This window comes from Nonomuraea insulae, assembly GCF_042656245.1.
This window is the reverse complement of record NZ_JBHSPA010000073.1, coordinates 157,447-170,085: the sequence shown is the minus strand read 5'-3', so window position 1 is coordinate 170,085 and position 12,639 is coordinate 157,447. Positions and strand designations below refer to the sequence as shown.

Genomic DNA, 12,639 nt, shown 5'->3' with positions numbered 1-12,639 from the left:
GTACGAGTGGGTCTGGAGGCGGAACTGGCGGGTATCGCCGCGGCGTACGGCGGCACGGGCGCGCCCGTGTTACATCCGACACGCACGGATGTCGTGGTGTTACGCAGGGGCGAGGTCGTGGTCAAGGCCCACTCGGCACGCGACGACGCCGAGGCGCTGCGGCCGAGGTTGCGGGCGGCGGCGTCGGCCGCGGTGAGCGGGATGATGCTGGCCCCGCTGGAGCCCGAGGTGTTGTCGGCGGCCGGGCGGGCGGTGACGGTGTGGCCGGCGGGCCGCCCCGTGTCGCAGGACGACCCCGATTCCGCGCCGTGGGAGGAGGGCGCCCGGATGCTGGCCAGGCTGCACGCCGTCCCCCTCACCCTGCTGCCGGAGCTGCCCCCCGCCGGAGGTCCCGCGAGGGCCGCCCGCGCGGTGGCCCGCATGCCCGGCGACGGCCCCGTGGAGCAGCTCGTCAGGCGGACGTTCAAGGAGCTGCCTGAGCCGGAGCCGCTGCCCGGCCTGCTCACTCATGGTGACTGGCATCTGGGCCAGCTCGTGCACCGCGACCGCTGGCTGCTGATCGACGTGGACGACCTCGGCATCGGCGACCCGGCATGGGACCTGGCCAGGCCGGCCGCCTGGTATGCCGCGGGGCTGCTGGAGCCGGCCGTGTGGGAGCGGTTCCTGGGGGCGTACCTGGCCTCCGGCGGACCGGCCCTGGGCCAGGGCGACGACCCGTGGCGGCGGCTCGACGCGCCGGCCCGGGCGCTCACCGTTCAGCTCGCCGCGGTGGCCGTGGTCAACGCCGGGCGCGAGGCACGGGAACTGGATGAGGTCGAGCACTCGTTAATCGAGGCGTGCGACAGAATCGTCCGATCGTGACGAGGTCGCGCGCGGTAGGTTTCACCCTGAGACCTCGAAGCCAAGGAGAGCGACTGAGATGCAGTGCCCTAAGTGCCGCGGGAGCATGCGGACCTATGAGCGCAACGGCGTCCACATCGAGCAGTGCGACAACTGCCGGGGGATCTTCCTCGACTACGGCGAGCTTGAGACGCTGACCCGGATGGAGACGCAGTATCACGCGGCTCCCCCGCCCCCCGCCCCCGGTCCCGGTCCGGCCTGGGGTGCCCCGCAACATCACGGTGGCGGCCACTACGGCGGCCATCACCGTGGGCAGCGCAGCTGGGTGGGCATGCTGTTCTCGACCTGATCGCAGAGGCCGCGCACCACGCGTCGGTGCGCGGCCTGCCCCGTAATTCCGTTGGCTTCGTACCGTAGATCCGGGTCCAATGGCCCCATGGATCATGTGAAGCTGAACCGGCGTTATTGGGACGACGAGGCGGCCGGATACCACGGGCCGCTCGCCCGCGCCGCGTGGGCGCGGCCTGAGCCGTGCTGGGGTCTGTGGGCGACTCCGGAGTCAGAGATTTCGGCGCTGCCCGATGACGTGGCCGGGATGGCGTCCGTCGAGCTGGGTTGCGGGACGGCCTACGTGTCGGCCTGGTTGTCCAGGGCGGGCGCCCGCCCGGTCGGCGTCGACATCTCGCGCGAGCAGCTCGCCACCGCCCGCGCCATGCAGGCCGAGTTCGGGCTCGGCTTCCCGTTGCTGCTCGGCGACGCCGAGCGCGTCCCGTGCGGTGACGGCCTCTTCGACCTGGCGATCAGCGAATACGGGGCCTCGCTCTGGTGCGACCCCTACCGCTGGATCCCCGAGGCCGCCCGGCTGCTGCGGCCCGGCGGCCGGCTGATGTTCCTGTACCGCTCACCGCTGTTCGCGATGTGCGTTCCGTCCGCGGGCCAGGCGTCGGACACCCTGCTCCGCCCGCAGTTCGGCCTGCGCCGGCTGACGTCGGGCACCGCCACGGAGTTCACGCTGCCGCACGGCGAGATGATCAGGTTGCTGCGCTCCTGCGGCTTCGTGGTCGAGGATCTGATCGAGATCCAGGCGCCCAAGCCCGCGCACCGCGACTACGGGGAGGTCTCCGCGGACTGGGCGCACGACTGGCCCAGCGAGGAGATCTGGAAGGCCCGGCTGAGCGGTTGAGGGTCAGCCGGGGAAGTCGTCCGGGTCCACGGGCGCGGTCTTGGCGTTGCCGCCGGAGATGGCGTGCAGCGTGATCCGCCAGTCGTGCCAGAGGATCTGCGTGGAGGTGAACGTCGTCTTGAACTTCACCGTCTTCTCGAACCGCTCGAAGCTGCAGTCGCGGGTGAAGGCTTTGCTCTTGCCCTCCCAGTCGGCGCCGTGCGTGAAGTAGATCTTGTAGCCGCCGTCGCGCACGCCCTTGACCTTGAACTTCGTCTTTCTGCGCACGTAGACGCTGAACTGCTTGCTGCCGCCCTTGACGACGGTGACGACCGCGTCGAGGCTGCCGCCGTTGTCGATCTCCAGGGAGCTGCGGCCGTTGAGCGCGCTGCCCTTGCTGATGAACGCGCCGTTGCGCAGCCGCCTGGTCTGCCGGTCGGCGGCCTTCACGGCCACCACGTCGGCCGGGTAGTCGCCGGCGCTCTGCAGGGCCTGGCCGGCCTCGTCGAGGGCGGCCAGCTTGTCGTCGAGGTCGGTGAGCACGGCCGAGGAGGTGCACAGGTCCCGCGCGCCGACCTTGCCCGCCGTGGAGCCCAGGCCGGTGGCGAACTCGCGCAGGCTGGCGACGTAGGTCTCGTGCTGGGCGCGTACGGCCTCGGGCGGGGCTAGGGCGGACAGGGCGTCGGCGGCGCCGGTCAGCGCCTCCTCGGCCCGCCCCACGCGCTGGTCCAGCGCCTTGAGGCCGCGCGCCCCCGCCATCGAGCCGATCGCGGCGGTCATCGGCTTGCGCCGGCTCTCAAGCTCGCTCTTGTACGCCTCGGGCGTCATCGCGGCCGCGCTCTGGCCGCCGCCCGCGGTGCCGCCACTGGTGGCGGGAACCGCGCCGTTGCCCCCCGCGACACCCGTGACCTTCGCCTCGCCGCCGGTCGGCGACGAGCCGGTGCCCGAGGAGCACGCGCCGACGGTGGTGACGGTCGCCAGAGCGAGAACACAGGAGATCAACCGGGGTGTAGCCACCTGCCACACTATCGCCGGGTTGATCCCCAACCGTCAATCACGATTCGGACAGTCCCTCCTCCCGGTCCTGCCGCAACCAGCGGGTCATCCCCAGCGTCTCCAGGAAGGGGAGGTCGTGGCTGGCCACGACGAGCGCCCCCCGGTAGGCCGCCAGCGCCTGGGCGAGCTCCCTGACGCTGGCCATGTCCAGGTTGTTGGTGGGCTCGTCGAGCAGGAGGAGCTGCGGCGGCGGCTCGGCCGACAGCAGCGCGGCGAGCGTGGCGCGGAAACGTTCGCCGCCCGACAGCGTGCCCACGGCCTGGTTGGCCCGCTCCCCGCGGAACAGGAACCGGGCCAGGCGGGCGCGTACGTCGTTCACCGAGGCGGAGGGGGCCATGGCGCGCACGTTGTCCACCACGCTCAGCGCGTCGTCCAGCAGGTCGAGCCGCTGCGGCAGGTAGCGGACCGGCACGTGGGCGCCGTGCTCGGCGATGCGCTTGAGCAGCGTGGTCTTGCCCGAGCCGTTGGGGCCGAGCAGCGCGATCCGCTCGGGCCCGCGGACGACGAGTGTCTCCAGCACGGCCACCTGGGCCTCCCCGTCAGACGGCCCGTCAGACGGCCCGTCAGGAAGACGCGGCTCCAGCGAGAGACTCAGGACCGTGCGGCCCGCGGGCACCTCGGTGCCGGGGAGCTCGATGCGGATCTCCGCGTCGTCGCGCACGGCCAGCTCGGCCTCGGTCAGCCGGTCACGGGCCTCCTCCAGCTTCTCCTGGTGCAGGCCGCGCTGCTTGCCCGCGCTCACCTGGGCCTTGCGTTTGAGCCCGTTCGCGACGATCTTGGGCACCTTCTTGTTCTCGAACGCCTTCCTGCCGGTGCGCAGACCCCGGTCGATCCTGATCCTGGCCTCGATGAGCTCGCGCTGCTGACGGCGGATCTCGCCCTCCGCGGTGCGCACGCCGCGCTCGGCCGCCTCCTGTTCGGCGGCGACCTGCTCCTCGTAGGAGGTGAGGTTGCCGCCGTACATGCGTACGGAGCCCTCGCGCAGCTCGGCGATCTGGTCGAGGAGTTCGAGCAGCGCCCGGTCGTGGCTGACCACCAGCAGCACCCCCTGCCAGGCGGCGACGGCGGCGTAGAGCCGGCGGCGCGCGTCCAGGTCGAGGTTGTTGGTGGGCTCGTCGAGCAGCAGCACGTCGGGCCGCTTCAGCAGTTGCGCGGCCAGCGCGACCATGATGGTCTCGCCGCCGGACAACGTGCCGACCGTGCGGTCGAGCCCGACGTGGTCCAGCCCGAGCCGGTCCAGCTCGGCCCTGGCGCGCTCCTCGACGTCCCAGTCGTCCCCGACCGCGGTGAAGTGCTCCTCCGCGACGTCACCACCCTCGATGGCGTGCAGCGCGGCCCGCGTGGCGCTGATCTCCAGCAGGTCCGACACGGTACGGCCGGCGCCCAGCGGCACGTTCTGCGGCAGATAGCCCACCACGCCCGGGACGGACACCGACCCGGAGCGCGGGACCAGCTCGCGGGCGATGAGCTTGAGCAGGGTCGACTTGCCCGACCCGTTGAGCCCGATGAGCCCGGTACGCCCCGCGGGAAACGCTGCGTCGAGCCCGTTGAGCACGGTGGTGCCGTCCGGCCAGCCGAAGGACACATGATCGACCACGATAGAAAAATGCATAAGGCGGCTCCCATCACAAAACTCGATATTTCGTGACTTGGCGGGAATCACCGCAAATACGCGCAACACAGGGGGAACTCGGAATCGGAGTCCGCGACAGGGGCGAGGATGTCCTCGAGGTCCAGGTGATGCGCGCATGCCCAGGACAGGGCGGAACGGCGCGGTGCCCGCGACCTCAGACCCTCACGTCAACTGCCCCCACGGTTCGGCGATAAGACGTCCGGCACTATATGCGACACCAGGCTCAGCCGTCAACCTTCCTGGCCCGGTGCGCCGCCACGTTGACCCGGTTCGCGCAGGCCAGGGAGCAGAACCGGCGCCGCCCGTTACGCGAGGTGTCGACGTAGACGACCGCGCACCCCTCCCGGTCGCACCGCCCCAGCCGCCGCCCTCCGGCGAATGACAACGCCATGGCCAGCCCGCCCGCCGTGGTGTCCCTGGCCCTGGCGACGATGTCGGCGTCGATGGAGAAGAAGTGCAGGTGGGGCTCGCGGCCGTCGTGGGCGCTGACGTACGGCCTGGCCGCGGTCTCGTCGAGCAGGGCGTTGACCAGCTTGATCTGCGTCTCCTGGTCGGTCTCCCCGAACACCGGGGCGAGCCTGGCCGCCCACGCCCGCAGCTCCGCGGCCTGGGCGGGGGTGACGGCGGCACGCAGCAGGCGGTGCTCGGTCAGCATCGCCTCCACGGCCGGAGGGCTGAAGTCTGTGGCGCTGACCAGCGCCGCGGCGAGGGCCGCCCCGTTGCCGCCGTAAGCGTTGAAATGCACAAGCTCATTACATCAGGTTGGAAGCATGCACTCCAGAGACCTGCACGATCCGCTCGCCATGACCGTCGTGTCGTCGCATCGCACGTCGGAGGGTGTGGTGTCGTACTTACGGTGTGCGTGCGGAGCGTGGGAGGTGCGAACGGCGGGGCTGGTCGGGACCGCCAGGCCAGGTCCGCGATCGGCCCGGACCATCGACTGACACGGCGCCGTCGTCCTAGAGTCGGGGCCAACACCCCCCAGGAGGTCAGGCATGTCCAGCATTCCCTCCCTGCTACGCGACCGGATCGCGGCGACCCCCGACGCGGAGGCCTACCGTGTGCCCGCCGACGGAGGATGGGCCTCGTTGTCATGGCGGGAGGTGGGCGAGCGGGTCCGCGGGCTGGCACTGGGCCTGGCCGGGCTGGGCTCGCGGCCGGGCACCCGCGTGTCGATCCTCTGCTCGACCCGCCTCGAGTGGATCCTCTGCGACCTGGCGGTGCTCTCGACCGGCGCGGCCACGACCACGATCTACCCGTCCAACACCGCCGCCGAGTCCGCGTTCGTGATCACCGACTCGGGCAGCACGATCGTCATCGCCGAGAACGACGACCAGGTCGCCAAGCTCAGGTCGGTGCAGAAGGAACTGCCCGACGTCACGCACGTGGTGGTCATCGACGGCTCCCCCAGCGACGACGGCTGGGTGGTCCCGCTCGACAGTGTGACCGGCGAGGGCGACTACGACGCGATGGTGGACGCCATCGCCCAGGACGACCTCGCCACCCTCATCTACACCTCGGGCACGACCGGCCGCCCCAAGGGCGTGGAGCTGACCCACGACAACTGGCTCTACGCGGCCGGAGCGGTCCGCGAGATCGACCTCATCTCCCCCACCGACCTGCACTTCCTGTGGCTGCCGCTGTCGCACTCGTTCGGCAAGCTGCTGGAGGTCGTGATGATCGGCATCGGCGTGCCGACCGCGATCGACGGCCGCCTCGACAAGATCGCCGAGAACCTCGGCGTGCTGAGACCGACGGTCATGGCCGCCGCGCCGCGCATCTTCGAGAAGATCCACAACACGGTCGTGGCGAACATGCGCAACGACGGCGGCCTCAAGCTGCGCATCTTCACCTGGGCGCGGCGCACCGGCCTCCGCGTCACCCGGGCCCGCCAGCGCGGCGCCGCGATCCCGTTCACCACCCGCGCCGAATACGCCCTGGCCGACCGCCTGGTCTTCGCCAAGCTCCGCGAGCGGTTCGGCGGCCGGATCCGCTTCTTCATCTCCGGCGCCGCCCCGCTGTCCCAGGACATCGCCGAGTTCTTCGACGCGGCGGGCCTGACCATCCTGGAGGGGTACGGCCTGACGGAGTCGTCGGCGGGCAGCTTCCTCAACCGCCCGGAGTCGGTGCGGTTCGGCACCGTCGGCCTGCCGTTCCCCGGCACCGAGGTGCGCATCGCCGACGACGGGGAGATCCTGATCGGCGGGCGCGGCATCATGCGCGGCTACCACGGGCTGCCGCAGGAGAGCGCCGAGGCGCTGGAGGACGGCTGGCTGCACACCGGCGACATCGGCGAACTGGACGAGGCCGGGCGGCTGCGCATCACCGACCGCAAGAAGGAGCTGATCAAGACCTCCGGCGGCAAGTACGTCGCACCGACCTACCTGGAGGGCCGGATCAAGGCGGCCTGCCCGTACGCCTCGCACGTGTTCGTCCACGGCGACCTGCGCAACTACGTCACGGCGCTGGTCACCCTCGACATGGAGGTGGTGGGGCCGTGGGCGCGGGCGGAGTCGCTGCCCACAGACCCCGGGGAGCTGCGCGAGCACCCGCGCGTGCGCGAGGAGGTCGAGAAGGCGATCGACCAGGTCAACGCGGGTGAGGCCGGCTACGCCACGGTCAAGAAGTTCGCGATCCTGGCCGAGGACTTCACGGTGGAGACGGGCGAGCTGACGCCCAGCCTCAAGATCAAGCGCAAGGCCGTCGAGGAGCGCCACCGCGCCGTCCTCGACGCCTTCTACGCCTGACCGGCCCCGCGGCCGGGGGTCAGGCGGGTGCGCCCCTCAGAGCACCCGCTTGGCCCCCGGCAACGAGCGCACCAGGTAGGCCACCCACCAGCACAGCGGCAGCGCCAGGAGCAGCAGGACCGCGAACTTCACGATCGCGATCGCGTCCAGCCAGCGCAGGGCCCAGCCCAGGCCGACCAGCACGAGCGGGTGGATGATGTAGACGGTGAAGGAGTGCTCGGCCAGGAACCGGCCGCGCGGCCCCTGCGTGTTGAACCGCTCCCTGAACACCACCGTCAGCCCGATGATCATGCTGACGGCGAAGACGGACTGCCACAGCGCCATCAGCGCCGTGGACACGGCACCGCTGGTCAGGATCATCGGTGGCAGCAGCACCGCGCTCGACACGCCCGCCGTGACCAGCCCGAGCCGCCCCGCCCGCGCGGGCAGCGCCTCGAACCAGCCGCGCCGGTAGGCGACGCATCCGAGCACGAACATGGAGACGTACTGCGGCAGGAAGTCCGGCGTCGGCAGCCCGAGCACCGGCACGTAGCTGCCGGTCGGCACCGGGATCCGCCACAGGAACGTGACGAGCGCCAGCCCCAGCACGAACGCCGCGATCCACGCGAACCCCGGCGCCTCGGTGCGCTCCCCCATCGGCCGGCGCCGGCTGCGCCACACCGCGTAGGCCAGCGCGAACACGATCAGCACCTCGGCGAACCACATGGGCCCCGGGTCCCAGGAGAGGAAGTAGTACTGCCAGTACGAGAGGCCGTCCGCGCCGAGGAAGCCGGTGAAGTTGCTCAACGGCCGGAGCAGCACGAGGAAGACGAGCAGCGGGATGCCCAGCCGGACCAGCCGGTCGCGCACGAAGGCGCGCCCGCCCTTGCGGTCGTGGGAGCCCGGGGTGAAGAAGCCGGAGATCAGGAAGAAGAACCCCATGAAGAACGCCTGGTTGAACATGACCAGAATGTCCAGCAGTCCGCCCGAGGGGTCCTTGGCGGGCTCGACGTAGAACCAGAGCGGGATGTTCCCGTACGTGACCGCGACGTGGTGGGCGACCACCAGCACGGTCAGCACGATCCGCAGGTTGTCGATGGCGTAGAGCCTGGTTCTGGTGCTCGGTTCCACCTTCATGCCCGGCATGCCCTTTCGAAGAGGTCGGCGAGTTCCCTGGCGTGCGCGTCCAGGTCGTGGTCGGGGTTGGCGACCCAGTAGGCGAACATGTTGTCGACGGCCGAGGAGTGGGTGATGGCCATGACCCGCGTGTCGAAGTCCCTGAACTCCCCGTTGCGCTGGCCCAGGCGGTAGATCTCCTCCTGGGCGCGGTAGAGGTCCTCGTTCGCGTTGATCCCGTAGCGGGGCTGCCCGTCGGCGGTCCTGAGGTTGTAGAAGATCTCCCCCAGCGCCCTGAGCTGTGTGCGGTGGCCGCGCATGTGCTCGGCGACGGCCAGGATGTGCGTCCTGAGCAGGCCGGTGGCCGTGGTCAGGCCCTCCATCTTGGCCACCACGTGCTCGGCGATGGCCCCGTAGGTGCGGTTGACCACCTCCTCCATCAACTCCTCCTTACCGGCGAAGTGATAGGAGATGACGCCCTTGCTGATGGCCGCGTGCTGAGCGATCCGCGCCAGCGAGGCATGGGCGAACCCGGCCTCGGCGATGACCTCGATGGCGGAGGCCACGATCTGGGCCCGCCTGGCCTCCTCGATGAATGAGCGGGCCTTCTGGCCCTCTGGCTCATTTTCTGACCGCATGGCCAAAATTTAACACAACTGGCCTGAAACCGCGCGCCCCGGGGTCAGCTCAGCCGGGCCTGGTAGATCGTGCGGGCCTGCTGCAGCAGGGAGACGTGGTCGCCGAACTGGTACGGGCTGGCCAGCCGGCCGTGCTGTCTGATCAGCTCCTCCAGCAGGTCCAGCCACTCCAGGCACCAGAGCACGTCCTCGCGCCTGGCGACCTGCCTGCCGTCCACGTCCACGTAGACGGGGCTGGTCAGGGCGTACCCGGTGGCGGTCAGGGTGCGCGGGTGCTGCTCGCACAGGACCTCGGCCACCACGTACGTGGGCCCGTCCACGCGCAGTTCGGCCGTCGCGGTCAGCCGTTCCTCGCTCTGCCGCCGGTAGTCGGCCGGCAGCCGCTCCGCCCCCGCCCACACCCCGTCCGCGGTGCGGATCCGCACGGCCGCCACCTCCGGGCCGACGGCGGTGGCCGTGACGCGGACGCGGTCGCCCCCGCGGGCGTTGATCACGTGGCCGGGGCCGTGACCGTCCACCGACAGCTCCAGCCAGGGACCGGTGGTGGCGAACGTACGGCCCGCGCGTACGGCCGCCGCGAACGAGCGGGCGGTCAGCTCCCCCTCGATCTGGGCGTAGACGCGGGCCCAGCCGGGCGGGTTGGACTGGTTGTCGGAGCGGGTGAAGGAGATCATCGCGTCCGTGCCCGCCGTCACGGCCAGCCGGTTGCCCGCGCCGATCAGCCGCCGGTACACCGCCGCCGTCGCCGGGATCGAGGCGTGGGTGAGCACGTCGAGGCTGTCCACGAGCCCGAGCGCGGCGTCGGCGACCAGCTCGCGGGCGGCGCAGTTGCGCGGCACGGGCGTGACGACGCCCTTGGGCGGGTCGCCGTCGCCGATGGGCGTGCGAAAAGGGTGGCTGTAGCCGACCAGCGCACCGAGCCCGCGCAGCTCCCGCAGCCCGTCGGCGTTGGGCGGCCAGTCGGCGTCGCCCGCGAAGCCGGTGTGGTAGCGGCCGGGGGCCGCGCGCGGGGCGAAGGCGTAGATGTGGCCGAGCAGGTCGTTGCGGTACTCGACGCCCATCCTGGCCACGTGCGTGCCGTCGGACCACGGCAGGTCCCTGTCCGTCCAGTGCTCCAGGGCCTCGCGGTCATAGACGCGCCGGCCCGAGACGTTGCCGGCCAGCAGGTTGAGCACGTGCAGGTCCTCGCCGTGCTGCGCGGCGGCGGCGTCGGCGGGCACGGCCACCAGGTCGCCGGCCCAGTTGAGGTGCACGTGCATGTCGCCGCCGTACCAGCCCCGGGAAGCCGCGTCGTACAGGCGGGCGGGGGTCAGCTCGACCAGGTGCTCCCTGCCGGGCCGCGGGGTGAGCCGCAGCTCCGCCTCGTCGTACTCCATGCCCCTGGCCACCCTGACCGTCAGCGCCAGGCACGGGACCTCCAGGACGAGCCCGTCGCCGTGGAAGTAGGGGCGGCCGTGGTAGTCGTAGCGGTTGGGGGTGTCGGGCGGGAACCAGCCGCTGCCGTCGGCGGCCACCACGCTCCACCGGCAGGCCATCCCGGCCGCCAGGCGGAGCGTGGCCGACGGGATGGGCCGCAGGAGGGTGTCCAGGCGGACGCGGGCGCCGTCCACGACGACGATGCTGTCCTGGTCCACCTCGACCAGCCAGGCGCCGCGCGGGTCCAGGAGCCGCTGGGTCTCATCCACGCTCACCAGGCAGGGCTCGTTCCTGTGGGAGTCGATGAGCAGGGAGATCCGTTCCTCGCCGCGCCCCGGCAGCGGCACGGACGGGGCCTTCCAGAGCGGTGGCCCGGGCCTGCGCGCGCCGGCCGGCCGCACGATGAACGACAGGTCCCCCACCGGACGCCGCCCCTCGGCGGGCAGCAGGACCGTGCGCGGCTCGCCTTCCAACCGGACGCCGCCGGCCTCGACGCGCACGGCGACGAGGTGACCGGGCAACTCGCCGTCGAGGGTGTCACGGAGCACGCGGTCGTAGTCCGGCTCGGCCAGCCTGGCGGCGAGCTGTTCGCGCGGCTCGTCGGGATGGCTCTCCGCGACCGCCTTGAACACCAGCCCCCAGAACCGCTCGAACAACCTGGGTGGCAGCACCCTGCGCCTGGCGAAGAACTTCACATAGTGGATCTCCGGTTCGCCCCAGGTGATGCCGTGCTCGTCGAGGAGGCGGCCGTACTCCTCCAAGGCGTCGTTCACGCTTCCGGGCAGCATCGGTTCCGCACTCATCTGGCGCCACTCCCCACGTCGGTTGCGCGACATCGTGACACGGATCACGCGGCCCTTCCGGGCGGCGCCGAGCAGGGGGAGGGGGAAACTTCAACCTCGGGAGAGGTATCTCCACCCGGGGGATTCCGATGCTGCTCCGGCCTCGGATCGGCGGTTGCCCAAAGGTGCACGAAGGCGGACAGCCCGCCTGGCCGGCCGGGTGGAGATCCGCCGCCGGTTCAGGGGCGGTTGAAGGCGGACAGCCCGCCGAGCGGGCCGGGTGGAGATCCGCCGCCGGTTCAGGGGCGTTTGAAGACGGACAGGAGGCGGTCGGCCGCCAGCGCCGGGGTGATCTCGCCCGCCAGCACCTCCCGCTCCACCTCGGCCGTGATCGCGGCCACCTCCGGGTCGTTGCGGAGCTCGGACAGCAGCCGGTCGTGCACCAGTGTCCAGGTCCAGCGGACCTGCTGGCGGCGGCGCTTGGCGGCCAGGTCGAGGGAGTCCTGGTGGGCCAGCACGTGCCGCCAGAGCTTGTCCAGCCCGTCCCCGGTGATCCCGCTGCAGGTCATCACGGACGGCGGGGTGGCGTCGGTGCGCAACATGCGCAGCGCACCCGACAGCTCGCGGGCGGCCTTCCTGGCGGGCAGCTCGTGCTCGCCGTCGGCCTTGTTGACCGCGATGACGTCGGCCAGCTCCAGCACGCCCTTCTTGATGCCCTGAAGCTGGTCGCCGGTGCGGGCCAGGGTGAGCAGCAGGAAGGTGTCCACCATGTCCGCCACGGACGTCTCCGACTGCCCGACGCCGACGGTCTCGACCAGGACGACGTCGAACCCGGCCGCCTCCACGACCACCATGGCCTCCCTGGTGGCCTTGGTGACGCCGCCCAGGGTGCCGGAGGTCGGCGAGGGGCGGATGAAGGCGTGGGGGTCGGCCGACAACCGCGACATGCGGGTCTTGTCGCCGAGGATGCTGCCGCCCGTCCTGGTGGAGGAGGGGTCCACGGCCAGCACGGCGACCTTGTGCCCCTGCGCGGTCAGGCGCGTGCCGAGGGCGTCGATGAACGTGGACTTCCCCACGCCCGGCACGCCCGAGATGCCGACCCGGCGGGCCTGCCCGGAGAACGGGGTCAGCTCGACGAGCAGCCGCTGCGCCAGCGCCAGGTGGTCGGGCCTGGTCGACTCGACAAGCGTGATGGAGCGGGCGATCCAGGTTCGGGAGCCCGCCCTTACACCCTGGGCGTAGTCCTCCAGCGAATGCACCCGGTTTACTC

General features: G+C 71.4%; 11 protein-coding genes. 4 read left to right on the top strand and 7 right to left on the bottom strand.

The annotated features are described in order from the left end of the window. Nucleotides 1-6 precede the first annotated feature (6 nt). The 3 genes from ACFPZ3_RS50600 to ACFPZ3_RS50590 all read left to right on the top strand — a co-directional run bounded on the left by ACFPZ3_RS50600 (nucleotide 7) and on the right by ACFPZ3_RS50590 (nucleotide 2,023). Nucleotides 7-861 carry a phosphotransferase gene (locus ACFPZ3_RS50600; RefSeq protein ID WP_379521605.1) on the top strand — a complete coding sequence of 285 codons (855 nt, stop codon included), beginning with the start codon at nucleotides 7-9 and terminating at the stop codon, nucleotides 859-861. 58 nt (nucleotides 862-919) lie between these two features. Beyond that, nucleotides 920-1,189 carry a TFIIB-type zinc ribbon-containing protein gene (locus tag ACFPZ3_RS50595; RefSeq protein ID WP_379521604.1) on the top strand — a complete coding sequence of 90 codons (270 nt, stop codon included), beginning with the start codon at nucleotides 920-922 and terminating at the stop codon, nucleotides 1,187-1,189. A gap of 87 nt (nucleotides 1,190-1,276) precedes the next feature. Further along, nucleotides 1,277-2,023: a class I SAM-dependent methyltransferase gene (locus ACFPZ3_RS50590; RefSeq protein ID WP_379521603.1), complete on the top strand. Its 747-nt coding sequence runs from the start codon at nucleotides 1,277-1,279 to the stop codon at nucleotides 2,021-2,023. 3 nt (nucleotides 2,024-2,026) lie between these two features. Here the strand turns inward: ACFPZ3_RS50590 and ACFPZ3_RS50585 are convergent, their stop codons facing one another. From ACFPZ3_RS50585 to ACFPZ3_RS50575, 3 genes are all read right to left on the bottom strand, one after another. Next, on the bottom strand, nucleotides 2,027-3,019 hold the full coding sequence (locus ACFPZ3_RS50585; protein ID WP_379521602.1) for a hypothetical protein: 993 nt from the start codon (nucleotides 3,017-3,019) through the stop codon (nucleotides 2,027-2,029). Between the two features lie 37 nt (nucleotides 3,020-3,056). Then, entirely contained in the window at nucleotides 3,057-4,670 is a 1,614-nt protein-coding gene (locus ACFPZ3_RS50580; protein WP_379521601.1) for an ABC-F family ATP-binding cassette domain-containing protein, read from the bottom strand. A 244-nt stretch (nucleotides 4,671-4,914) separates the two neighbouring features. Next, nucleotides 4,915-5,436 (bottom strand): CGNR zinc finger domain-containing protein, encoded by a 522-nt coding sequence (locus ACFPZ3_RS50575; RefSeq protein WP_379521600.1) that lies wholly within the window; start codon nucleotides 5,434-5,436, stop codon nucleotides 4,915-4,917. A 250-nt stretch (nucleotides 5,437-5,686) separates the two neighbouring features. Here ACFPZ3_RS50575 and ACFPZ3_RS50570 point away from each other — a divergent pair, with 250 nt between their 5' ends. Beyond that, nucleotides 5,687-7,438: an AMP-dependent synthetase/ligase gene (locus ACFPZ3_RS50570; protein WP_379521599.1), complete on the top strand. Its 1,752-nt coding sequence runs from the start codon at nucleotides 5,687-5,689 to the stop codon at nucleotides 7,436-7,438. A 36-nt stretch (nucleotides 7,439-7,474) separates the two neighbouring features. Here the strand turns inward: ACFPZ3_RS50570 and ACFPZ3_RS50565 are convergent, their stop codons facing one another. From ACFPZ3_RS50565 to meaB, 4 genes are all read right to left on the bottom strand, one after another. Further along, nucleotides 7,475-8,554 carry an acyltransferase family protein gene (locus tag ACFPZ3_RS50565; protein WP_379521598.1) on the bottom strand — a complete coding sequence of 360 codons (1,080 nt, stop codon included), beginning with the start codon at nucleotides 8,552-8,554 and terminating at the stop codon, nucleotides 7,475-7,477. Beyond that, nucleotides 8,551-9,171: a TetR/AcrR family transcriptional regulator gene (locus tag ACFPZ3_RS50560; protein ID WP_379521597.1), complete on the bottom strand. Its 621-nt coding sequence runs from the start codon at nucleotides 9,169-9,171 to the stop codon at nucleotides 8,551-8,553. The genes ACFPZ3_RS50565 and ACFPZ3_RS50560 overlap by 4 nt, the downstream gene beginning before the upstream one ends. Before the next feature lie 44 nt (nucleotides 9,172-9,215). Continuing rightward, complete coding sequence (locus tag ACFPZ3_RS50555) at nucleotides 9,216-11,390, bottom strand: CehA/McbA family metallohydrolase (protein WP_379521596.1); 2,175 nt, start codon at nucleotides 11,388-11,390, stop codon at nucleotides 9,216-9,218. Nucleotides 11,391-11,668: 278 nt separating this feature from the next. Next, the gene (meaB, locus tag ACFPZ3_RS50550; protein WP_379521595.1) at nucleotides 11,669-12,628 is read right to left on the bottom strand and encodes a methylmalonyl Co-A mutase-associated GTPase MeaB; all 960 of its coding nucleotides are present in this window, start codon (nucleotides 12,626-12,628) and stop codon (nucleotides 11,669-11,671) included. Nucleotides 12,629-12,639 lie beyond the last annotated feature (11 nt).